This window comes from Ardenticatenales bacterium (genome assembly GCA_020634515.1).
Lineage (GTDB): Bacteria > Chloroflexota > Anaerolineae > Promineifilales > Promineifilaceae > JAGVTM01.
In genome coordinates, this window is sequence record JACKBL010000002.1 from 519,101 (window position 1) to 541,445 (window position 22,345).

Genomic DNA, 22,345 nt, shown 5'->3' on the forward strand with positions numbered 1-22,345 from the left:
TGCGCGCTCAGGCGGGGGGCGTGGCGGTGACGACGAACAGGATGATGAAGCTGAGGACGACGACAAAGGCTACCGGCGGAACCAGTTGCAAACGACGGTCCGTGGCGGTTGTTTCGGTCAAGTGTTTGTTGGCCGTGCCCAAATATTCGCCGACGTTGGTGGCAATCCAACTGCTGCCCAGGCTGAGGAGGGTGATCCAGAAGATGAAGGAGAGTAGATTGCCGGCATTTACCTGCGGCGTGGCAAACAGACGATTCATCAAGGGGAGGCTGATGGCGATTGTGGCCACGGCTGCCGCCAATCCGGCGCCGATCCAGTTTGCGGGCTGCCGGACCTTTGTGCCGCGCCAGGCATACCACAGGTCAATGGCCAGCAGCGGAGGCAACGCCAGCAACCAGTTACGCGCCGTCATTTCGTTGTAGTTAAAAAGCTGGATCAAACCGTAGCGCACGCCAAAGGCGAGCAGGCCGGTCAGGGTGGCCATGCCGTAGCGGCGCGTGGATTGGTTGGCGAGAATGCCCAGGAAAACGGCGATGATGGCCACCATGGCCGGGAATATCCAGATGGGGCGACTGAGGAATGCGGCGGAGAAATTGCCGGCAACCGGCGCATCCCACTCCGTCGTCATCACCTGCAAACCAACGACCAGGGCAAACGTCATCACGCCCGTAATGAAGAAGTCAGCCCCGTTGCCGCGCCAGATGGGCGCCCATTCGCGCTGGCGCATGGTGGACAACTGAATCGCCACGGCCATCACCATCAGACCGACAAAGCTGAGTACCAGCACCAGATGTGGCAGGCTCCAGGCGGTAATGTCCTCGCCGTAGATGGTGTGCCATAACGGGTCGGCGGGGACGGAAAAGAGCAAGAAGCCGCTCAGGACGACCATCGTGCCCACCACCGGCGAACTGCGAAAACGCTGTTGCAGCGTTCCCTGCCCGCGGCGCAGCAGGTAAGCCAGACCGCCGAAGGCCATCAGGGAGATCAGCGTGAAGCTGAGGTACATCATCAAGTGTGGTCGCCAGAACAAATCCTCGCCAAATGGTATGCCATAGGAACGATGCCAGACCTCGTCCCAAAACGCGCCTACGACGAGGATCGTGCCGGTCAGGCCCACGAGCGCGGCCATAAGCTGGCGCGTGGTAACGGGGAGGGCGTCTTCCTGAGGGACGCGATGGCCGGCGGGCAGCGGCTTCAGCAGCAGATACCAGTAGGCGTAGGCGAAACCGGCTACGGCGACCATGAACACGGTCACGCCAACGATGAAGAAGGGGAGTTCGCGGCGTGGGGGCATGCCGCCCCAGTAGACCATGAGCCAGAAAATGATAAGTGCCAGCGCGCCGAGCAAATATGGTTTGAGGCGGGCCGGCATCTTTTTGGGAGAAGCAGGCGAAATTGTCGATTGAGCCATCAGGCAGGCACTCCTTGTTGTGTGCGGATGGTTTGGGCAGCAACAAACAGCCAGCGCATCTAACGCGCTTACGGAATTATGATACAGAATGTCTCACAATTCGGCAATAATTTCAAAGGCGGGGCTTTGTTGAGGATGGCGCACAGGCGGCTTCATCACGCGGCGCAGTTGCACTTCCCCGCCATCATTTGTGGACATTGTCGGGGACATCGCCGACCCAAAAGGGCGCATCCGTTAATCGACGTGGAATTGACGGATGCGCTGGACGGGTTCTTGCTTGTCGGATAGTCCCAAGCTCATTTGGGGCGAACCCTATGGGCGCATCCGTTAATCGATGGGGAATTGACGGATGCGCTGGACGGGTTCTTGCTTGTCGGATAGTTCCAAGCTAATTTGGGGCGAACCCTAACTGCTGATACAAAGCATCAATTTGGGATACCATGCGCGCCGCGCCAAACTCGGCGGCGCGCGCCTGGCCCGCCGCGCCCATCCGCTGCCGCAATGCCTCGTCCGCCAGCAGTTGCGCGATGCGCTCCGCCATCGCCGCCGTATCGCCGCGTGTTACCAGGTAGCCGTTGACGCCATCGGCAATGGCTTCGGCGGAACCGTCGGCGGCGGTGGCCACAATAGGCAAGCGGGTGGCCATGGCCTGGGGCAGCACGCGCGGCAACCCTTCCCACAAGCTGCTGAGAACAAACACGTCAAAGGCGGCCATCAGTTCGGGCACGTCGCGGCGCAGGCCGGTGAGGAGGGTGCGGTCGGCGATGCCCGCCGTTTGTAGTGCGGCTTCCACGTCGGGCCGCAGGGGGCCATCTCCGACGATGACAAACCAGGCCTGGGGGCAGTGGGCTGCTGTTTGGGCGTAGGCGGCGACGAGGTGCAGCGGGGCTTTTTGCGGCGACAGGCGGGTGACGCTGCCGACGAGGGGGGCGGTGGGAGGCACGCCTAGCCGCGCGCGCATTTCCTCCGGTGACACCTGGGGGTGGCCGAAGCGGTCCAATTCCACGCCGCTGCGAATGACGACGTAATCCTGGCGGCGGCCAATTCCTTGCGCCAATCCTTTGTCAATATCGTGGGGGGAGACGACGATCATCACGTGGCCGGCCCACGCGCCCAGCTTTTCCAGGGCGACGTAGAGGCGCAGTTGCGCGGGGGACATCTGGTCATGGAAGCTCCAGCCGTGGACGGTGTGGATGATGTGGGGAATGCCGGCACTTCTTGCCGCCAACCGCCCCAACACACCCGCCTTCGAACTGTGCGTGTGCACAATATCGTAGTGCCCCTGGCGCATCATGCGGCGCAGCTTGAAGAACGCGCGCGTGTCGTGGCTGAGGCTGATCTGGCGCACCAGGTCGGGCAGGATGGTGAGGGGCACGCCGCGTGACCGGGTCTCCTCGATGAGCGAGCCTTCCGTGCCCGTCTGTGGTCCACAGACCACGTCTACGGCGTAGCGTCCCCGGTAGGTGGGGTCGTGGTTGAGCATAGCCGCCGTGAGCATGGTATTTTCTTGCGCCCCGCCAATGATCAGGCGCGTGATCGGGTGTAGTACGCGAACGAGTGTTGTCATTTGGTGTTCATTGCCCCGGATGAGAGAAGTCGGCCGGCATTTTGTTTTGGAGTAGGACGCGAACAAGCGCGGATGAATCGGGATTTTGTGGTAATATCCAGCATCATCTCAGCCGAGGAGCGTTACCGCTACGATGCAAGAACCAAGCCAGCCATTAGCCGAGGTTTTCGGTTTTCCGACCAGCAATATGTCCACATTGGCGGAAAGACACCGTGAGTTGAAGCTGTGCCCTTTCAACAATCGCGTGCCAAACTGTACGAAAGACAAAGCGTCACTGAAAAAACCGGGTTTTTCGATTGTTCATGTGTAAAAACCCGGTTTTTGACCTTTTTTCAGTAGAGTCAGTATTTTTGTTGCCGGCATAACCAACGAGGACACGCCAGAAGCTATTATTACCTGCCCTATCCGATTTCGGCAAAACTGGCTTGTTGCGGAAGCGGCCGCCGAGTTTTTCTTTGGTAAGAGGACCAGTTGGACTTCGCTTTCTGAAGTGCGATTGGTGGACGGGGAAGGTAATTCGGCCGGCAATATCGATCTTGTATTGGCTGCCTACGATGCCCGGGGGAAAATAGTTGACTTTGGCTCGTTGGAAATCCAGGCCGTTTACATATCTGGCAATGTGCGACAACCCTTTGCTTTCTATATGGAGGATCGTTCTGGTCGATCGGAGATGGATTGGAGGAGTCTGGCAAGCTACTTTCCTCGCCCGGATTTTCTTTCATCGTCGCGCAAGCGTCTGGTCCCACAAATGCTATACAAAGGGGGGATCATCCGCGCCTGGGGCAAGAAGCAGGCCGTCGCGGTGCAAAGGCAGTTTTTTTCAACCCTGCCTTCATTGCCAGAAGTGGATAGAGAGCTGGCGGATATTGCCTGGCTGCTGTTTGATCTGGAATGGCGTGATGGTCAATTTGAACTCGTTCTCTCGCAACAGGTCTATACCGCTTTCGAGCCGGCGTTGACGGCTATGACCGTTCCACAACCTGGACCCATTGAAGATTTCATAGCCAAATTGCAAAACAAACTTGACGAAAAGCAGGACGGTTATCCACCGGATGCCCCGCTGCTAACCGATTTTCTCCTGACATGACCAAACAATTGTCTTTATTTGAGCTATCCAAAACAGATGCATCTGAAACGAAAGCGCAAAAGGGTGTGAATGTTGCTTCCGTACCGTTGCGCAGCCCGTTTCGCTATCCCGGCGGCAAGACGTGGCTTGTCCCGACGGCGCGCTTGTGGCTGCAAGCCTGCGGCGGCGAGGGGAAGGTGCTGTTTGACGTGTTTGCCGGTGGGGGAATAGTCGGGCTGACGGCGATTTTTGAGAATTTGGTGGACCATCTGATCCTGGTGGAGTTGGATGACGATGTGGCGGCGGTGTGGCAGGTAATCCTGAGTGGGGACGCGGGCTGGCTGGTTGATCGCATTCTGTCGTTTGAGATGACGGTGGAAAATGCGCGGGGGGCGATTGCTGCCGCGGATTCGTCGCTGCGGGCGCGGGCGTTTGCCACGATTGTCAAGAATCGGGTGAATCGGGGCGGCATTCTGGCGGATGGGGCCAGTTTTGTGCGGCACGGGGAGAATGGCAAGGGGATTCGCTCTCGATGGTATCCAACGACGTTGCGACGTCGTATTCTGGCTATTGACCATATTCGGGAGCGGATCACGTTTGTTCATGGGGACGCTTTTGCTGTATGCCGGCATCACGCGCACGACCCCCACGCCCTTTTCTTCATCGATCCCCCCTACGTGAAAGCCGGCAGACGCCTCTATCGCCATTCCGAAATCGATCACCCGGCCCTGTTTGCCCAGGCATCCGCGCTAAAGGGCGATTTCTTGATGACATACGACGACCACCCGGAAATCCGCCAACTGGCCGCCACTCATGACTTACAGGTGGGAGAAATCAGTATGAAAACGACCCACCACGCGCAAAAGCGGGAACTGCTCATCAGCCGCGACCTGGACTGGCTGACATCGTGAGACGCCTACCGTTCCGCCAGAAATTCCCATCGGCGACACTACCAACCGTCAACTACCAACTGCCAACTATCCACCAACCACTATCCACTGTCCACTGTCCCTATTCCCCAAGAAGCCGACGATAAAGCTCTTCCGTCTGCTGCACGGTGCGTTGCAGGGTGAAGTGGGCGGCGACGGCGGCGTGAGCGGCCTGACCCAGCGCGGCGGCCCGGTCCCGGTCTTGTAGCAAGTGGATGATGGCCTGGGCTAATGCCGGCACTTCTCCCGCCCCCACCAGCATCCCCGTCTCGCCATCCACAATCACCTCCCGCGTCCCATCCACGCCCGTAGCGACCACCGGCAGCCCGGCGGCCATGGCCTCCAGCACGACGTTGGGCATGCCTTCCCACAACGATGGCAGCACGAACAGGTCCAGTCCCGCCAGTAATGCCGGCACGTCATCCCGATGCCCCAACCAATGCACCTGCCGCGCCACGCCCAGTTGCCGTGCCTCCTGCGCCAGCGCCTGCCGCAACTCTCCGTCCCCGATCATGAGGAAGTGGGCGTCAGGAATGGCCTGCAAAATGGCGGGCAGGGCTTGCAGCAGGTAGGTGTGCCCTTTTTGCGGGTGCAGCCGTCCGACGACGCCGATGAGTGGGGAAAATGCCGGCACATGCATCACCCGCCGCAGCCGCGTCCCGGCCTCCGCGCTCGCTCGCGGAAACTCCGCCAGGTCCACCCCGTTGTAAATCGTCGTCACTTTTTCCGGAGCTACGTGCCCATGCGCGATTTCCGCCGCCCGCGCCGTCTCGCACACGGCGATCACCGCGTTGTCCAACGGCAGCGTCAGCCGATTTAGCCGCTCCCGCCAGGGGCCGCCGATATTCACGTTCCGTCGCGCCGAAATGAGAATAGGAATCCCCGCCGCCCGCCCCACCAGGCGTCCTATGAGGGTGGCATGAAACATCCAGCTATGCAGGATGACCGGGCGCTCCCGCCGCCACCTTCCATAGAGAAGGGCCAGCGCATCCACGCGCCACTTGCGCGTCATGCGCAAATCCAGCACGGGCACGCCCGCCGCCCGCAGCTTGCGCCCCACCGGACCGTCTCCCCCACGCAAACATACCACGCGCGGCGTAAACAGTTCCCGGTCCAACCGCGTCACCAAACGGTACAGCGCCATTTGCGCCCCGCCGCTTTCCAAATCCGTAATCAAATGATCTACCAAGATAGGCATAGCTAACCCAGTCGCGCCTTGATGCTTCCGTGCGGAGCTATCGGCAAGATGGGAAACCGTAGGTCAATTCGCTGAATTGACCGGACAAGACAGCGTCTTGTCCTACGGCGCGTATCCATCGTTTTCTGCGTGACGGCACACGAGTGTCCTGTCGAGGATGTTTGATGGGAAACCGTAGGTCAATTCGCTGAATTGACCGGACAAGACAGCGTCTTGTCCTACGGCGTGTATCCATCGTTTTCTGCGTGACGGCACACGAGTGTCCTGTCAAGGGCGTTTGATGGGAAACCGTAGGTCAATTCGCTGAATTGACCGGACAAGACAGCGTCTTGTCCTACGGCGCGTATCCATCGTTTTCTGCGTGACGGCACACGAGTGTCCTGTCGAGGATGTTTGATGGGAAACCGTAGGTCAATTCGCTGAATTGACCGGACAAGACAGCGTCTTGTCCTACGGCGCGTATCCATCGTTTTATGCGTGACGGCACACGAGTGTCCTGTCGAGGATGTTTGATGGGAAACCGTAGGTCAATTCGCTGAATTGACCGGACAAGACAGCGTCTTGTCCTACGGCGTGTATCCATCGTTTTATGCGTGACGGCACACGAGTGTCCTGTCAAGGGCGTTTGATGGGAAACCGTAGGTCAATTCGCTGAATTGACCGGACAAGACAGCGTCTTGTCCTACGGCGTGTATCCATCGTTTTATGCTGACGATTGACCCAATTCGCTGAATTGACCGGACAAGACAGCGTCTTGTCCTACGGCGCGTATCCATCGTTTTCTGCGTGACGGCACACGAGTGTCCTGTCGAGGATGTTTGATGGGAAACCGTAGGTCAATTCGCTGAATTGACCGGACAAGACAGCGTCTTGTCCTACGGCGCGTATCCATCGTTTTATGCGTGACGGCACACCAGGGAAGGGAGGCTCCAAGAACCCGGATAGGGTTCACGAGCAGAACAAGGAGCCTCCATCTGAACCGATTACAAGTATACCAACAATTGCGCCAAATACTGGGCACATACCTGGACACAGCCAGCAGCCGTAGATTTGCGGAGATATGGCCGTGACCGGAACGGGTATTAGTTTGTGGACCTGAAATCAGACATTCTCTTCACAGTTACCCTCCGTTGATGTATTGGAACAAGCGTGGTCCGTCCTGGGCCTGTGCCGCGTCGGGATTGACCTGGATGAAGGGAGCCGGCGAGCCAATTCCTCCCCGCCTTCTTCCTGATTTCTGATAGTCCGCCACTGCGAACAGGTAATGGGCGTTGAGCAGATGTCCCCAGGCGCCGCGCCGCACGTAGCGCGGCCCGGCGATGTCTACGCCCCACTGGTCGGCGTGTGGTGCTTGCATACCCAGGCGGGCGACGATGTCGTACTCATTGCCGAAATGCTCAATCCAGGGCACAGGCTCACCGGTCGGCAGATGGGCGAAGTACGTCAGTCGGTTGGCGCAAGTGGCAAAGCAGTAGACCTCCAGCCGCGCCAGTTCATCGATGGTGAGGGGAGCAAAATCGCCCAGGCGCAGTTCTTCCTGTTCGGGGTAGATGAATTCGGGCGGCGCGTAGCGGGGCGCGGCGGCCAGCGACACGTCTTCTTCCGGCGGCTGGGTGATGGCGTACAGCAGGCGCAGGACGTTAGCGACGATAATGGTTCCCTGGGAGTGCGCGAGGATGACGACGCGGCGTTTGCCGGCATCTTTCAGCGCATCATAGATCACCGGAAATGCCTTCACGGCCGGCTCCGTCGTGCGATACCACTCCTTGCCCAGCATACATTGAATCATGTCCACCACGAAGGAGTCCGTGGAATTCTGCACCAACGTCACCGGGCGATGGAACAGGTAGGAAACGTAGGCGGCATTGATCTGCGCCACGGCGTCATTCGTCATGATGCCGTTGATCAAGAACCAGGATTCGTCAAGAAAACTGGTGTAGCTGCCGATGTGGTCGGGTCGTTGTAGGATGACGGTGGGCTGCCAGAAAAGGTCATTCAGCAGGGGCGGACCAAAGGGGGGCGGCGTGCGCGGGATGGATGGGATAGTGACGTTGAGGAGGAAGCGGATGGTGCGCCGCGGCCGCCACAGGTTGAGGATGCCAAATTCGGAGAAAGGGCGATAAGGGGGGATCCAGGTCCAGGGATGCCCCAAGATGGCGGATGCGTAGAGGGGTGGCTGGATGCGCAGGGCGTCCCAGGCGATGTGCGCCAGGTTGTCCATGCCGGCATCCATCCGTTTCCGCGGCTGGCTTGTGGTCATATCTGGCTCGGGCAGGCTCACCGCGCGCGCGGAGGCGCGGGAACCATTTCCCACAATGGGTGTACCTATTGTTTGTACCATTTTTCACCTCGCAACTGCTCAGGCAGATTGGCCCAATTTCCTTTGGTGAAAATGGCCAGGGCGCGCGCGAAATTGGTCCAATCTCCAGAGAGCGTTAATAGGTCCTTTCACTTCTCAGCTTGCGTCCCCCAGGCGCCATGCGGGACAGGTAAAGCGCCTTTTGGAAAACAGTATGTGGGGAGTGAATGCCGGCACAACTGCCAAATGCCACCAATTCCCCATGACGTCCATCACCTTTTCGCCAATGCGGGCCGCAATGTATTTCCGTGCCATTTGGCTTATAATGGAACGGTCAGAAACAGCGGCGTGAGCGTGTTTCCCTGGCGGCTGTTGATCCAACACACACGCCGCTGCGCTTGCGCCGCCAGGCATATCGTCAGCCCGCCCCAAAGCGACAATGACCAGGGGTGGCTTTCAGGAGCAAACATGATGCAATACCGACCGGTCGCCCTGTTCATTTTGGATGGATGGGGCATACGTGAAATGGAACATGGCAATGCCGTGGCGCAGGGCCACACGCCCAATTATGATCGCTGGATGCGCACGCTGGAGCGTTCGATTGTGGATGCTTCGGGCGAGGCCGTGGGATTGCCGGCGGGGCAAATGGGCAATTCCGAGGTGGGACACCTGAACCTGGGCGCGGGGCGCGTTATTTACCAGGACATTACGCGCATTGATAAGGCGATCCGCGAGAATATGTTGGGGGAAATGCCGGCACTCACCCAATCCCTACAATCACTTTCCCAAAACGGGGGCAAACTCCACCTCGTGGGCTTGCTCGGTTCCGGCGGCGTCCACAGCCATGAGCGCCACCTCCACGCCCTGCTCGACCTGGCCGTGGCCCGGGGGATTGACCCCATCGTCCACGTCATCACCGATGGGCGTGACACACCGCCACGCAGCGCCGCCGGTTTCGCCGCCAGCCTGGAGCAAAAACTGGCGCAACTGGGGCGCGGCTGCATCGCCTCCGTCAGCGGACGCTACTACACGATGGATCGAGACAAGCGGTGGCCGCGTATCCAGCTAGGCTACAACGTGATCGCCCTGCACGAGGGGACCGCCTATGCCTCCGCGGGCGAGGCGATTGCCGCCTCCTATGCCCAGAACGTGACCGATGAGTTTATCGTGCCCGTGATCGTGGAAACGGAACGAGACACGCGCATCCGTCCGGGAGATTGCGTTTTGTTTTACAATTTCCGCGCGGATCGTATGCGCCAGATTGTGCGCGCCTTTGCGTTTCCCGATTTCGATGGCTTCCCGCGCGCCTACATCCCCGACTTGCGGCTGGTGACGATGACGGCGTATGAGGCGGATTTTCCCGTGGATGTGATTTTCCCGGACGAGGGGATTACGAATCCCTTGGCGGAGGTGTTGAGTCAGCGAGGATGCCGGCAAATCCACGCCGCCGAAACGGAAAAATACGCCCACGTCACCTACTTCTTTAACGGTGGCCTGGAAACCCCCTTCCCCGGCGAGGACCGCATCCTCATCCCCTCGCCCAAAGTCGCCACCTATGACTTGCAGCCGGAAATGAGCGCCTACGAACTGACGGCGGCCATTGAGGCGCGGATCCGCGCCCACGACGACGATTTCATCCTCGTCAATTTCGCCAATCCCGACATGGTAGGCCACACCGGCGTGCTGGAAGCGGCGATCAAAGCGGTGGAAACGGTGGACGAATGCGCCGGGCGGCTGGTGGCCGCCATCAATGCCAAAGGAGGCGTGGCAATCGTCACCGCCGACCACGGCAACTGTGAGCGCATGGTGGATGAAAAAACGGGCGTGCCCCACACCTACCACACCACCAGTCCCGTTTCCCTGTTCGTCATCGGCGACCAATACTTCATGCTGCGCCCGCGCGGTATCCTGGCGGACGTGGCCCCCACGGTGCTGGACCTGATGGGTATTCCACAGCCGCCGGAGATGACGGGGCTTAGCTTGATTGACTGACCGAGATAGCTTCCTGGAAGCTCGGAAAAGGAACTGATGGGAACAATCGTCGCCGTTGAGGGCCTGGGCAAGACGTTTCAGGTGAAGCAAAAAGCACCCGGACTGCGCGGAAGCTGGCAGGCTGTGTGGAAGCCGGTCACCAAGGAGGTGGAGGCGGTGCGGGAAGTTTCGTTTGCCCTGGAGGAAGGGGAATTGCTAGGCTTCATTGGTCCCAATGGGGCGGGCAAGTCCACCACCATCAAAATCCTCACGGGCATTCTCTTCCCCAGCCAGGGAGCGGCGCATGTGCTGGGGTATGTTCCCTGGAAGCAGCGGCGGCAGCTTGCCTACCAGATCGGCTCCGTCTTCGGGCAGAAGCCGCAGCTCTGGTATCACCTGCCGCCGGAAGATACGTTTCGCCTTTTTGCCCGTATCTACGAACTGGATATGCGCGACTACCAGAAACGGCGCGATTTCCTCGTGGAAGCGTTCCAGATTCAAGATTTGCTGGCGGTTCCGGTGCGCAAGTTGAGCCTGGGGCAGCGCATGAAGTGTGAGATCGTGGCCTCGTTGCTGCACCGCCCGCGCGTGATCTTCCTGGACGAGCCGACGATTGGCCTGGATGTGGTGGCGAAGGAGCAGATTCGCCAGGCGATTCAGGATATGAATGCGCAGGACAGGACGACGATTTTTCTCACCAGCCACGACGCCGGGGATATTGAGAAGTTGTGCCGCCGCGTGATTGTGATCAATCACGGGCGCGTCATTTTTGATGACCGCACTTCGGTGTTGAAGCGGCAGTTCTTGCGACGCAAAATCATTGACGTGCGCTTCGCGGAGGCGCTGGCGGAGCCGTTGGCGCTGCCGGGCGTGACGGTGCTGAAGCAGGGGACGTATGGGGTGAAACTGGAGTTTGACAACCGCGAGCAGCCGGTGGAGGGGGTGGTGCAGGCGGTGATGGATGTGGCTCCATGCGTGGACATTAACATCTCGGACCCGCCGATGGAAGAGATTATCCGCGAGATTTATACGGTGAGTTGAACGAGATGCTGCATCGTTTGCAAATTGCCGGCACTAAATACACCGCCATCGCCCTCACCAACCTGCAAAACCAGCTTGCCTACGTGTGGGACGCCTTCAACCGCGCCTTCCTCATTCTCGTCTTCATGTTCATCTTCGCCCAGTTGTGGCGCGCCGCGTTTGCCGCCCAGGGCGTCACGGAGATCGCCGGCCTCACCCTGTCGGACACACTCTGGTACTTCCTCATCGCCGAGGTGATGCAGTTGGGGCAAATTCGCCACGACGCCAATATCACGCAGGAGGTGAAGGACGGCTCCATCGCCTACACCATGGGTAAGCCGTATAACTACCTGGCGTACCATTTTAGCAACGGGTTAGGGGAAGGGTTGTTGAAGATGGGGATGGTTTTCTTGTTGGGGGCGCCGGTGACGTGGTATTATGCCGGCATTCCCGCCATCCACCTGCGCCACCTCCCCTTCGTCCTTCTCATCCTCCTCATCGCCATGCTTGTGGACTTCTGCATTCTCAGCATCATCGGCTTGCTCGCCTTTGTCACCGAAGACACCGCCTCCTTCCGCCTCATCTATCAGAAAATCGTCTTCATCTTTGGCGGGCTGCTCATTCCTCTGGACTTTTTGCCGGCATGGTTGCAGCGGGTTGCCGCGCTGCTGCCCTTCCAATTGACCACCTACGCCCCCGCGCGCCTGTTCGTGGCCTTCAACTGGCCCCAGTTTGGCCGCCTGCTCCTCAGCGGCATCGTCTGGCTGCTCATTCTGGGCGCTCTTCTCTGGTGGCAATACCGCTGGGCGACGCGCAACCTGGCCATTAACGGCGGTTGACGCCCACGCACGTTTCCCGTTGACTGTTTTTGGGTTCGCCAGGAATTCGCGGGGAGTGGAGGCTTTAGCCGGAATATGCAGGAATTCGCGGGGAGTGGAGGCTTTAGCCGGAATATGCGCGCAAGAACCGGCTAAAGCCTCTACTCCAAACCCATATGTGGGGCAGACCCCGCGAAATCCGAAAGAGCCTTTTTATTGACTGCTGCTCGTTTTGAGCGAATGCCGGCATGAAAGAAACCAAACTGACAGCATCCCCACCTAGAAAAGCCCAGGCCAGTGGCCCACGCCGCATCTGGACGGAAGTGACCTTCGTGCGCCACCTGATCGCCGTGAACCTGGCGTCGGCGATGGAGTACCGCGTCTCCTTTATCACCCAGATTTTGGGTATGTTCCTCAATAACGGCATCTACTTCATCTTTTGGTTGCTGTTCTTTGACAAGTTCGGCACGGTGCGCGGCTACAATATCCGCGAGATTTACCTGCTATTCGGCATGGTGGCTTTGGGGCATGGGTTGGGCGCGATGTTTGCCGGCAACATCGGCTCCGCCCTGGCACAAACCATTGCTCAGGGGCGGCTGGACTACTACCTGCCACTGCCGCGTAGCTTGCTGACGCACGTCATCTTTTCGCGCATGACGATTAGCGCCATCGGCGATGTCACTTTTGGTCTGTTTGCCTATCTGTTTACGGGGCGCTTCCACCCCGTGGAGATGGTGTTGTTTTTGGTGTCGGCGGTGTTGGCTGCCGGCATTTTCGTCAGCTATGGCATTCTGGCCGGGTCACTCGCCTTCTTCATGGGCAACGCGCAGCAAATCAGTATGCAGGCCACCAATGCCATCATCACATTTGCCCTTTATCCCAACACCCTCTTTTCCGGCGCGACGCGGCTGCTCCTCTACACCCTCATCCCCGCCGCGTTTGTGGGCGCGGTTCCCGTGACCATCGTCACCGAACGGAACGGGCTGTTGCTCCTGGGGTTGGCGGCGGGCGTCGTCTTCTTCGGCGCCCTGGCGACAGGCGTCTTCTACCTGGGGCTGCGCCGCTACGAATCCGGCAGCGCCATCAACGTCAACCTGTAGATTGGCTCATTCCTGGCATCTGATTCAGTAAGCCGGCCATTGCCTGGTTGATGTCGGTGTGGTGGAATTGGAAGCCCGCCGCCAGCAGGCGTTCGGGCAGGGCGCGCTGGCCGGTGAGCAGGGTGTGCGCCAGTTCGCCTAATGTGAGTTGCAGGGCAAATGCCGGCAGCGGCAACCACGCCGGCCTTCCCAAAGCGCGCCCAATCGCCTGCCCAAACGCCTTGTTGCGCACCGGTTCCGGGGCGCACAGATTATACGCGCCGCTGGCCTCCTCCCGTGCCATCAAGAAACGAATCGCCCGCACCTCGTCCTCCATGTGAATCCAGGGCATCCACTGTCGCCCGCTGCCCATGGGGCCGCCGACAAACAGGCGAAACGGCAGCGCGGTGCGTGGCAAAACGCCCCCCTCGTTGCTCAAGACCAATCCCGTACGCAAGACCACCAGCCGCGTCCCATAATCGGTCACGCCGGCGCTGCTGGCCTCCCACTCCACGCACAATTCGGGCAGAAAGCCCGCGCCCGGCGGCGACGCTTCCGTCACGGCGCGTTCGTCGGTATGCACCTCGTAATACCCAACCGCCGATGCCTGCACCAGTAGCCGTGGTTTTTGCGCAGCGGCGGCAATCGCGGCGACGACGGCTTTGGCGGCGTTGAGGCGGCTGTCGCGCAGCAGTTGCTTGCGCGCGGCGGTCCATCGCTGGGGCAGCGCGCCATCTCCGGCAATGCCCGCGCCGGCCAGGTTGACGATGGCGTCCGCGCCATCGGCCAGGTGTCCCCAGCCGGCGGCGCTGCGGGCATCCCATTGAACGGGTTGGGCGGATGCCGGCATTCCCGCCGCCTTAGCCGGATTCCGCGTCAACACAATCACCTCATGCCCATCATCCACCAAACTGCGCGTCAAGGCGCGCCCAATCAACCCCGTACCACCTGTGATAATCACTCGCATCGTCTTTTCCCTCACATTCCCGATCTTCACGCTTCATCGGGGCACAAGAACGCGACGGCTACTTGATGTTCCGCCAGAATCTCGTGATAATCTCGCCAATCCGTATCAACGGCATTCAGAATAGGGGGATGTTCCGGGTGCGACCGCGCGACGGCGACAAATTTCCGGTCGGAACGATCAAACCCGGCCAGCCGTGGGTCAATCGGAAATTCGACGAAATCATTTTCGTCTTCTCGGTCAGGAGCCAATGTGATTGGTACATGCCGGCAACGCAACGGGTTTGCCTGATTGGTCAACACCCATTTTAGAAAAGCGTCTCCCACACCAGGCTGTCCTTCCGAGCGCAATTGCCGCGTATACTCGCGCAAAATGTGCCTGCCCTGGTCCAATACCAGGACATCCTCTCTTTGGATTGCCCGCAGGCGACGGATACAGATGAGAATGCAGTTGCGAGAAGCGGTCGTAGTGCGACCGTTAGCGACAACGGCTACATTGGTGTCTACGATGACGGGCACGTTAGGTCAACTCCATCTGCCGCTGTAACGCTGCTTCCGTCATTGCCGCAAGCTCCCCAAGCTCATCACCGAAGAAATTAACCGGCCAGTTGCGAATATTGCCATATGAATCCACATCAAGTTCTTGCAAACTTGACTGGCCCTTGTCCGAGATTCTCGTGAAATACAAGGCGGTCTGCTCTGGGAGGAGTTTTTCTTCCGCTATTCGTAGCTGCAAACGTCGCAAGAGGTGTTCGCTATGGCTTTCCAAAACGATCTGTATGTCGCGTGTCTTAATGGCATCTATAAATACATCCGCGAGACCAGCCTGAACCGCCGGATGCAGGTGGATTTCAGGTTGTTCCAAGATGAGCGTGGCCCCTTTGGGGGCATAAAAGCATAGCACCAAAACAGGCAATATCTGTGAAACGCCAAAGCCCACGTCCGTTATCAAGACCTCTGGCGATATAGCTGTGCGACGCACGCGCACCTCATATTCTTTCCGGTTTTCGGCAATGGGTTTTAAGCCAAAGCTATGAATTAACCCTAACCGCTTGAGCCACATGGCCACGCATTCTTCAACCGTCTGTTTGGGTCGTCCTCTCCCGCGATGAATGACTTTGCCAAAGCGGCGCGAGGCAAGAAGCGCCGGTACGGCTTGTTCCCCACGCGATCCGACATCCGGTGGACGTTCTCCCGCCCACAAGTAGTGACGATTTGGATACTCTCGCAACGGTCCCAGGTAGAACAGTTCCTGCAATTGCTGTTCCAGAGACAGGACAAGCTCTGAGAGAAATCCGGCGTTCTGATAGTAAGCGTTTACTTGATCAGGGAATCCATAGTTTCTTACGGGACGCGGCAGAGGCCATTTTCGCCCACGGGATCGCTTGAGTTCATAACCAGAAACGGTCAATTCGTAATCGTCTGTATTTCCGTCAGCTATTTGGCGCGCCATGCCAAATTGGTTCCCGTCAAATTGATAGGTGAAGCGGTCTACTTGCGTCACTCCGTTGATGTTCCGTAGGACTGCTTCAAACTGGAGTTTGTTTATTTGGAAAAGCCTGACGTTTTTTCGCTCCGGATCGGTGATGTGTAGCGGCGTTGTTAAGGTCCATTCCAGCGAGTACGCCAGGTCTTTTGCTTGATCATGGCCGTAGATCAGGTCGTGGAAAGTGCCTAAATCAACATAAGAACGATCGTCACCGGTGTGCAGCACGCGCGAGCGGTCCGCCGATTCCGCCGTTTGCTTTAACATAAGGAGGAATTGCAGCAGGCTCGTCTTTCCAGAACTATTGGCCCCAAACAGACCCGTCAGGGGAGCCATGCGCATGCGCTCTGTATCTTTCCATGACTTGAAGTTTTGCAAATGCAAACGGGTTATCATGATGGCCTCACCGTAATTGTTGCAGAGGAACCGATTGCCGTGTTCGTGCCGGCATTTTACCAGTTGTTCGCGGAGCAGGTCAATGAACTCGCGCGGCGTCATGGCGCGGGTGTGGGCGTCTTGTAGGGAGCCGTGACCAATTCCACCGTACTCACGCTGCCGGCATTGACCACCACCGCCGCCCGATACATTTCCCCCTGCACCGTCGCCCACACCTCATAGTTGCCCGGTCGCAAGTCGGCCAGGACGAAATTCTCCGCGAATCCCTCATCAGGATGGATGAGATGCTGCGGGTCATCAAGGTAGGTCCAGGCCGTGAGCGTGTCGGTGATTCCATCCGTCTGTTGGATTTGCACGGGATGACCCTGCCAGGGACGTCCTTCGGGATCGAGCAGTCTTCCGGCGATCACCCCGCGGGTTTCTCCTGGCGATAACCATAGTAATGGATTGCGCGTGCCGGCAAAACTGTTCTCCCCCACGCGCAGTTCAAAATGCAGATGCGGAACCACGGCCGCGCCGCCAATGCCCACCTCCGCCACCTGTTGCCCGCTCGTGACCCGGTCGCCCGGAGCCACGGAAATGTTCAGCACATGCCCATAAAGCGCGTACAGTGGCTGCCCCCGCCACGTCTGGTCCAGTTGGATAATGACCAGGTGCCCGTACCAGTCGCAGCGCCAGCCAAATAAGGCCGCCTCGTCGGATTGGGCCACGATAACCGTGCCCGCGCCCACCGCCAGAACGGGTGTGCCCATGGGCTGCGCCATGTCGCTGCCGTTGTGCAGCAGGTAGCGCCCCAGACCGTCATACCCATACGGCAAAATCTGGCTGGTGATCACCCGCCCTCCGCCGGGTAGTGGCTTCGCCAACCAAAAATGGCTCTCCGCCGCCGGATCGGGCGTTGGCCAGGGTCCGTTTGCCAGCCAGAAGTGGTTGTATTCCGGTTTGGTGGGGGCGGGATCGGGGCAGCGACGATTGACGGGGACGAGCGTGGGCAGCGGGGTTTGGGTGGCCGCTGGCGTTGGTGACGGCGTGGCTGTCGGCGTGGCTGTGGCGGTGGGGGAGGACGTGGGGGTGGGGGAAGATGCCGGCACAGCCGTCAGCGTGGGCACGGGCGTCGGAAGAACGGTGCGCGTGGCCGCCAATGGTTGGGCCGTAACGGAAGGCAGTGCCTTCGCTAAAGGCGACGTAACCACTTCCGGTTCAGTCACCCGCATTTCCGTCAATGTGCCCGGCCTTTGTGTGCCGCAACCCACCATCAACCATGTTGCCAGCAGAAATATGAACACCTTGACCCAGGTCTGTCTTTCTCTCAAGTGCGCTACCTCTCGCGGGTTGAGTAATTGTCCCAAGGCAACCATTCAGTCGCTGGTCCAAGAGACTTTTCCAGAAGCGCGATTTCAAACCCCAAGCATCTCATTATTCCCGTCATTTAGGGCTGGCGATGAAATAAGATGTGCATTGCGTCGCCCGTTTGAAGGAGCGGTAAGGAAATGACTTCGTCATCTCATTACCGCTTCCGGAAAGATGGGGGTGAATCGTTGCATCCCAGGCAAGATCGTTTCTATCCGCTTCCATTAGTGTTATAAAGCATACAAAAAACGGCTGCGACGTACCAGTATTGCCAAACCCGCCGAGTTGGCCGATAATCAGGGTAAACTAGTCGCCATTCACCATCTGTGCCAGACCGCAACCGGAATGGCGGGGGAAAATGACCGGATTCTCACGATAGCACAGCCGACCAGGCTGCGGCGCGATACTCCCAACAGCCAACAGTCGACGGCCAGTGAAATCAGAACTGGCGACAGTCAGGCAGGACCATATGCAGAAAGAACCTGTCCGCCTGGACAGGCCCGTCAGCGATGCATGAAAAGGCTTCCGATAATCGCGGATTTGTAACGGCTCAGGTACGACAGACTCTCTTCATTCGTGTGTGAAAAGAAACTTGCTTGTCGGTGCGGCACGCCGCAGGTGCGGCGCACCGCAGGTGCGGCGCACCACAAGTGCGGCGCACCTCTGGTAGTTGAGCCGTTTCACGGATTTCGTTGATGATATGGATAGCTGCGTCATCCGTGTGCATTCATGCTTATCCGCATCCTAATTTCATCCCGGAGAAAGACATGGCGAAACAGAACCCCGTAACAAAGAAGGAAGCTCAGAGCGCTAGCATGGAAACGGAAGGCGAACTGGCGCGATTGCAGGAAATTCTGTACGGTAATCAAGCGCGAGTCACGGATCGGCGTCTCAGTGACTTGGAGCAGCGTCTGGAAGCCGTGCGGCAGGAGTTGAGCGATAGCGTTAACGCCCGCTTTGGCAAGCTGGAAACAAGCACCCAGGAAAACCTGTCTAAAGCACGCAGGGCGCTCAGCGACGAAATCGAACGGCTAGGGCAGCGGCAAGGTGCCGACCTGGTTTCCACGCAGGGTGAGTTTAATGACCGCCTGACCAGGCAGGATCAGGCGCAAACGGCGCAGTTGCGCGCCGCGCAGCGTGAATTGATGGACGCGATTGATGCGCTGCGGCAGGACCTGGTGGCGCAGATTCACGCAGCCAAGACGGAGTTGAGCGAGCGCCTTGAGCGCCTGGGGGCGGATCAGACCGGCCGCCTGCTCGCGGCGCAAAATGAGGCGCGGCAGCGGGACGAGGCGCTGCGGCAGGAAATGCTGGCGCTCTCCTCCTGGCTTGACGATAAGAAGACGTCCCGTCATGACCTGGGCAAGATGCTGATGGATATGGGGCAAAATCTGCGGGGGCTAAACGACGCGACGGAAAGTGAATAGCCGCCGCGCCGACGAGGGATCTTTCCGTGCCGTTTGATCCACCAGAGAGCGATCAGCCATTGCCGTCTGATGACGAAATGGCCATTATCAAGTCGATTCTGCTTTCGGAGCAGCGATTGCAGATTGCTTCGCTGCGGCGGTTGTTGGCGGAACTCGAAGCGCGTGGCGAGGCGGCGCGGGTGGAATGGGGGGCGGAACTGGCGCAAGTTGCCGGCAAAATCGCCACCGAACTGGAACGAGAACAGGCGGAGATCGACCAGCATCGGCAACGATTGGCAGCGCTGCGCGCCGCCCTCGAGGAACTGGCCCGCCTGGTTCCCCACAGCCCGGAAGAAACCGTTGCTCAAATCAAGCCGCTGATGGGCGAACTGGTCGGACAGGCCATTCACGAACGGCGCGATGAAATGGCCGAGGCGTTGGGGCCGGTCATGGGCGAGGCGATTCGTGTACAAATCCGCGACTCGCGCCAGGAGATGGTGGAATCCCTGTATCCCGTCATCGGCAGCACTATCCAACGTGCTCTGGCTGAATTCATGCTGGAGCTGCAGCGAAATTTCGATGCGCGCCTGAACAACACCTTTGGCCCGGAGGGGGTGTTGCGCCTGGCCTGGGCGCGGCTGCGCGGCGTGAATCCCGGCGTGCTGGCGCTGCGTCAAGCGATGCCCTTTCAACTGCGCGGCCTGTTTGTCATTCAGCACGGGTCCGGTTTGCTGATGGGGCAGCATGTGCCCGTCGCCGACGATATCACCGATGCTGACCTGATCAGTGGCATGTTGACGGCCATACGTGATTTCGTGCAGGATTCGTTTGGTCGTGGTGACGAAGACGAGGAACTGGACGAGGTGCAATACGGTGATCAACGAATCATCATTGGTGATGGCCCGACTGTTTATGTGGCTGCCGTGCTGATGGGCGTTGAGCCGGAGGGGTTTCGCGCGCGCCTGCATGAACTGGTGGCCGAATTGCATGTTCGCCATGGTGCGGCGTTGCGTCGGTACATGGGTGATCCCGCGACAATGCCGGCATTAAAGCCCATGCTGGAAACCTTTCACACGACCCTGCCCGACGCCACCACCGTTGGCGCGCCTCCCCTCAGCCGCCAACAGCGGCTGGCACTGTTTGGTGGCGGCGTCATCCTCCTCCTCCTCCTCTTCGGAGCCTGTTTTTACCTATACTTCACGATCAAACTCTGGCCGTTTGCTTTTCCACAACCCACGCCAACCCTGATGCCTTCCCCTACCGTCACGGTTACGCCTTCTCCCAACCCCACGGCGACGGCCACGACAACCACCACACCAACGGCGACCAACACGCCCACCTGGACCCCCACACCATCGCCGACTCCGACACCCACGCCCACCGCCACGGCTACCAGACGGCCCACCGCCACGCGGCCACCTTCCACCAACACCCCCGTTGTTTTAGTGACGACGGGCAATGTCTGGTCTCGCACGCAGCCGAGTTTGGATGCCCCTTTGTTTCGCGCCATTCCCGTGAACACGCCCGTGACGGTTCTGGATCGCACCGAAAACTGGGCGCAACTGGAATGGTGGGACGTGGGACGTCAATGGCAGGGATGGGTTCCCGCGCAATGGTTCGGCGTGGTAACTCCCGCGATCCCGTAATAAAGATCATGAAAAATCACCAGATCGAGATGCGTTTGATCCAGAGAAAAGTCTGCCTGTTGGGAGAATATGCCGTCGGCAAGACCAGCATGGTGCGGCAATTTGTCGAAGGCCGCTTTGACGACAGGTATTTAAGTACAATTGGCGTGAAAATCTCGCGGAAGCACATGCACTGGCTCGATCAGCCTTATAACTTGATTATTTGGGACCTGGCTGATGGCGACACCTACCGTGATGCCACAAACTACCTGCGTGGTGCGGCAGGAGCGGTGGTTGTCTGCGACATCACACGGCAACAAACGCTGTCTGCCGTATTCACCTACACGGCCTACTTGCGTGCCAGTTTGCCATCGGTTTCCATTGTTGTCGCCGTGAATAAGGCTGATCTGCAAGCGCAGCAGGCGATTGACGAATCGGACTTGCGGCGGATGGGAAGTGAACTGGCTGTTCCCTGGCTCAAGACCAGCGCCAAAACAGGTCTTGGCGTGGAAATGGCCTTTACGAATCTGGTACAGTTGATGGAGTCCGCGCTTACATGACAAGCAAGATGGAAATCTCGCCGATTGAGGCCGCCACGCTGGCCGGGCGCGTCGCGGACGCGCTGCTGCGTATGCACCACGCTGCTTTTGCCGTGTTGGATGGAGAACTGGTCGTGCGCTATGTTTCGCCCGACCTTCTTGCCCTGTTGCACGCGCCGGAAATGGACCCGGCAGGCCAACCGTTGACCCACTTTCTTGATTTGTTCGTCGGCATGGAAGAGGTTTTGGAGGATGTGTTGCGTGGAGAGAGCGAGGGAGTATCCCTGGACCAGGTTAATTGGGAATTGCCCGATGGTTCGTTTCTCTACTTCTCGTTTCAATGTCTCCCGTATATGCCGGCAGAACCGCGGGCCGGGCTGCTGTTAATCGTGGAAGACACGACCGCCCTGAACCAGATGCGTCAACTCATGGTGCAGGATCGGAATGAACTGCGCCTGCTGCGAGAAGCGCTTTCGCGGACCAATGACCAACTGCGACAGGCAAATCAGACAAAATCGCTCTTCCTCTCCATGGCGGCGCATGATTTGCGTGCGCCGTTGAGCGTGATACAGGGGTACGCGGACCTGCTGGAGATGGAATTGGGGGCGATCTTGTCGGATGATCAGCACGAGTTTTTGCGCATTATCAGTAACCAGGTTGATTGGCTGGTGCAGTTGATTGCCGATTTGCTCGATCTGGATCGCATTGAGCAGGGCAATCTCATTTTGAACCAGGAACCCTGCCTGTTGGAGGAACTGGTGCAAGAAAGCGCGCGCGTCTATGCCCTGAATGCGCGCCAGAAAGGGCTATCGTTGCGACTGAATCTGGCGCCAACGGCGTCTTCCGTGAACATTGACCCGCAGCGGCTGCGGCAAGTCATGCACAATCTGCTATCCAATGCCATTAAGTTTTGTCGCGCGGGGGATACGATCACGCTGTCTACGCGCCAGGAGGGGGATGGGGTGGTTCTGGCCGTCGCGGATACGGGGCCGGGCGTGACGGCGGAGCAGGCGGGGCGGATATTTGATAAATATTATCGCACGGAGGAAACCCGGCAGAGACAGGTTCAGGGGGCGGGGTTGGGCCTGTACATTGTCAAGAGCCTGGTAGAGGCGCACGAGGGGCGGGTGCAGGTTATCAGCCAGCCTGGGTGGGGGACGCGCTTTGATGTGTGGCTGCCGCGATTTGATTGGGTGTGAGGGAATGCCGGCATTCCCCGCTC

At 58.9% G+C, this 22,345-nt stretch carries 19 protein-coding genes and 1 pseudogene; 11 read left to right on the forward strand and 9 right to left on the reverse strand.

Annotation, left to right across the window (positions count from 1 at the left end; all coding sequences use genetic code 11):
* Positions 1-7: 7 nt before the first annotated feature.
* Together H6650_06670 and H6650_06675 are read right to left on the reverse strand one after the other, a co-directional pair.
* Positions 8-1,411 (reverse strand): hypothetical protein, encoded by a 1,404-nt coding sequence (locus tag H6650_06670; GenBank protein MCB8951683.1) that lies wholly within the window; start codon positions 1,409-1,411, stop codon positions 8-10.
* A 388-nt stretch (positions 1,412-1,799) separates the two neighbouring features.
* The gene (locus H6650_06675) at positions 1,800-2,978 is read right to left on the reverse strand and encodes a glycosyltransferase family 4 protein (protein MCB8951684.1); all 1,179 of its coding nucleotides are present in this window, start codon (positions 2,976-2,978) and stop codon (positions 1,800-1,802) included.
* Positions 2,979-3,111: 133 nt separating this feature from the next.
* On the opposite strand from H6650_06675, the pseudogene H6650_06680 reads away from it, so the two are divergent.
* Both H6650_06680 and H6650_06685 read left to right on the forward strand, forming a co-directional pair.
* A pseudogene (locus H6650_06680) lies at positions 3,112-4,065 on the forward strand (hypothetical protein).
* A gap of 65 nt (positions 4,066-4,130) precedes the next feature.
* Positions 4,131-4,955, forward strand: a complete 825-nt coding sequence (locus H6650_06685; GenBank protein MCB8951685.1) for a DNA adenine methylase — start codon at positions 4,131-4,133, stop codon at positions 4,953-4,955.
* Between the two features lie 100 nt (positions 4,956-5,055).
* Here the strand turns inward: H6650_06685 and H6650_06690 are convergent, their stop codons facing one another.
* The 3 genes from H6650_06690 to H6650_06700 form a co-directional block, all read right to left on the reverse strand.
* The gene (locus H6650_06690) at positions 5,056-6,171 is read right to left on the reverse strand and encodes a glycosyltransferase (GenBank protein ID MCB8951686.1); all 1,116 of its coding nucleotides are present in this window, start codon (positions 6,169-6,171) and stop codon (positions 5,056-5,058) included.
* A 1,120-nt stretch (positions 6,172-7,291) separates the two neighbouring features.
* Complete coding sequence (locus H6650_06695) at positions 7,292-8,512, reverse strand: hypothetical protein (protein ID MCB8951687.1); 1,221 nt, start codon at positions 8,510-8,512, stop codon at positions 7,292-7,294.
* A 278-nt stretch (positions 8,513-8,790) separates the two neighbouring features.
* Positions 8,791-8,940: a hypothetical protein gene (locus H6650_06700; protein MCB8951688.1), complete on the reverse strand. Its 150-nt coding sequence runs from the start codon at positions 8,938-8,940 to the stop codon at positions 8,791-8,793.
* A 1-nt stretch (position 8,941) separates the two neighbouring features.
* Between H6650_06700 and H6650_06705 the strand changes: the two genes are divergently transcribed.
* The 4 genes from H6650_06705 to H6650_06720 all read left to right on the forward strand — a co-directional run bounded on the left by H6650_06705 (position 8,942) and on the right by H6650_06720 (position 13,379).
* A complete protein-coding gene (locus H6650_06705; GenBank protein ID MCB8951689.1) occupies positions 8,942-10,462 on the forward strand; it encodes a 2,3-bisphosphoglycerate-independent phosphoglycerate mutase in 1,521 nt (506 codons plus the stop codon).
* A 36-nt stretch (positions 10,463-10,498) separates the two neighbouring features.
* Complete coding sequence (locus H6650_06710) at positions 10,499-11,482, forward strand: ATP-binding cassette domain-containing protein (protein MCB8951690.1); 984 nt, start codon at positions 10,499-10,501, stop codon at positions 11,480-11,482.
* 5 nt (positions 11,483-11,487) lie between these two features.
* Positions 11,488-12,300: an ABC transporter permease gene (locus H6650_06715; GenBank protein MCB8951691.1), complete on the forward strand. Its 813-nt coding sequence runs from the start codon at positions 11,488-11,490 to the stop codon at positions 12,298-12,300.
* Positions 12,301-12,527: 227 nt separating this feature from the next.
* Positions 12,528-13,379 (forward strand): ABC-2 family transporter protein, encoded by an 852-nt coding sequence (locus H6650_06720; GenBank protein MCB8951692.1) that lies wholly within the window; start codon positions 12,528-12,530, stop codon positions 13,377-13,379.
* On the opposite strand, the gene H6650_06725 is transcribed toward H6650_06720, so the two are convergent.
* From H6650_06725 to H6650_06735, 3 genes are read right to left on the reverse strand one after another with little or no spacing between them, the layout of a single operon-like run.
* On the reverse strand, positions 13,369-14,325 hold the full coding sequence (locus tag H6650_06725; protein ID MCB8951693.1) for a TIGR01777 family protein: 957 nt from the start codon (positions 14,323-14,325) through the stop codon (positions 13,369-13,371). The genes H6650_06720 and H6650_06725 overlap by 11 nt on opposite strands.
* 26 nt (positions 14,326-14,351) lie before the next feature.
* Entirely contained in the window at positions 14,352-14,840 is a 489-nt protein-coding gene (locus H6650_06730) for a hypothetical protein (protein ID MCB8951694.1), read from the reverse strand.
* A gap of 1 nt (position 14,841) precedes the next feature.
* Positions 14,842-16,203, reverse strand: coding sequence for a DUF3696 domain-containing protein (locus H6650_06735; protein MCB8951695.1), 1,362 nt, complete (start codon positions 16,201-16,203; stop codon positions 14,842-14,844).
* Between H6650_06735 and H6650_06740 the strand changes: the two genes are divergently transcribed.
* On the forward strand, positions 16,186-16,329 hold the full coding sequence (locus H6650_06740) for a hypothetical protein (protein ID MCB8951696.1): 144 nt from the start codon (positions 16,186-16,188) through the stop codon (positions 16,327-16,329). The two genes, H6650_06735 and H6650_06740, sit on opposite strands and share 18 nt — an antisense overlap.
* On the opposite strand, the gene H6650_06745 is transcribed toward H6650_06740, so the two are convergent.
* Positions 16,302-17,516, reverse strand: coding sequence for a M23 family metallopeptidase (locus H6650_06745; GenBank protein ID MCB8951697.1), 1,215 nt, complete (start codon positions 17,514-17,516; stop codon positions 16,302-16,304). The genes H6650_06740 and H6650_06745 overlap by 28 nt on opposite strands.
* An 852-nt stretch (positions 17,517-18,368) precedes the next feature.
* Here H6650_06745 and H6650_06750 point away from each other — a divergent pair.
* The 4 genes from H6650_06750 to H6650_06765 are packed head-to-tail and all read left to right on the forward strand — an operon-like array spanning position 18,369 to position 22,322.
* Positions 18,369-18,980 carry a hypothetical protein gene (locus H6650_06750; protein ID MCB8951698.1) on the forward strand — a complete coding sequence of 204 codons (612 nt, stop codon included), beginning with the start codon at positions 18,369-18,371 and terminating at the stop codon, positions 18,978-18,980.
* A gap of 26 nt (positions 18,981-19,006) precedes the next feature.
* Positions 19,007-20,605 carry a hypothetical protein gene (locus tag H6650_06755; GenBank protein ID MCB8951699.1) on the forward strand — a complete coding sequence of 533 codons (1,599 nt, stop codon included), beginning with the start codon at positions 19,007-19,009 and terminating at the stop codon, positions 20,603-20,605.
* 8 nt (positions 20,606-20,613) lie between these two features.
* Complete coding sequence (locus H6650_06760; GenBank protein MCB8951700.1) at positions 20,614-21,144, forward strand: GTP-binding protein; 531 nt, start codon at positions 20,614-20,616, stop codon at positions 21,142-21,144.
* Entirely contained in the window at positions 21,141-22,322 is a 1,182-nt protein-coding gene (locus tag H6650_06765) for a HAMP domain-containing histidine kinase (GenBank protein ID MCB8951701.1), read from the forward strand. Before H6650_06760 ends, H6650_06765 begins: the two co-directional genes overlap by 4 nt.
* The last annotated feature ends 23 nt before the right edge of the window (positions 22,323-22,345 follow it).

What these genes read in the sequence shown, in the direction of transcription:
- H6650_06705 (MCB8951689.1), top strand. Translation starts at nt 8,942, where the DNA reads ATGCAATACCGACCGGTCGCCCTGTTCATTTTGGATGGATGGGGCATA.
- H6650_06740 (MCB8951696.1), top strand. Translation starts at nt 16,186, where the DNA reads ATGCAAACGGGTTATCATGATGGCCTCACCGTAATTGTTGCAGAGGAA.
- H6650_06670 (MCB8951683.1), bottom strand. Translation starts at nt 1,411, where the DNA reads ATGGCTCAATCGACAATTTCGCCTGCTTCTCCCAAAAAGATGCCGGCC.
- H6650_06700 (MCB8951688.1), bottom strand. Translation starts at nt 8,940, where the DNA reads ATGTTTGCTCCTGAAAGCCACCCCTGGTCATTGTCGCTTTGGGGCGGG.
- H6650_06710 (MCB8951690.1), top strand. Translation starts at nt 10,499, where the DNA reads ATGGGAACAATCGTCGCCGTTGAGGGCCTGGGCAAGACGTTTCAGGTG.
- H6650_06695 (MCB8951687.1), bottom strand. Translation starts at nt 8,512, where the DNA reads ATGGTACAAACAATAGGTACACCCATTGTGGGAAATGGTTCCCGCGCC.
- H6650_06715 (MCB8951691.1), top strand. Translation starts at nt 11,488, where the DNA reads ATGCTGCATCGTTTGCAAATTGCCGGCACTAAATACACCGCCATCGCC.
- H6650_06725 (MCB8951693.1), bottom strand. Translation starts at nt 14,325, where the DNA reads ATGCGAGTGATTATCACAGGTGGTACGGGGTTGATTGGGCGCGCCTTG.
- H6650_06690 (MCB8951686.1), bottom strand. Translation starts at nt 6,171, where the DNA reads ATGCCTATCTTGGTAGATCATTTGATTACGGATTTGGAAAGCGGCGGG.
- H6650_06760 (MCB8951700.1), top strand. Translation starts at nt 20,614, where the DNA reads ATGAAAAATCACCAGATCGAGATGCGTTTGATCCAGAGAAAAGTCTGC.
- H6650_06765 (MCB8951701.1), top strand. Translation starts at nt 21,141, where the DNA reads ATGACAAGCAAGATGGAAATCTCGCCGATTGAGGCCGCCACGCTGGCC.
- H6650_06750 (MCB8951698.1), top strand. Translation starts at nt 18,369, where the DNA reads ATGGAAACGGAAGGCGAACTGGCGCGATTGCAGGAAATTCTGTACGGT.
- H6650_06735 (MCB8951695.1), bottom strand. Translation starts at nt 16,203, where the DNA reads ATGATAACCCGTTTGCATTTGCAAAACTTCAAGTCATGGAAAGATACA.
- H6650_06675 (MCB8951684.1), bottom strand. Translation starts at nt 2,978, where the DNA reads ATGACAACACTCGTTCGCGTACTACACCCGATCACGCGCCTGATCATT.
- H6650_06720 (MCB8951692.1), top strand. Translation starts at nt 12,528, where the DNA reads ATGAAAGAAACCAAACTGACAGCATCCCCACCTAGAAAAGCCCAGGCC.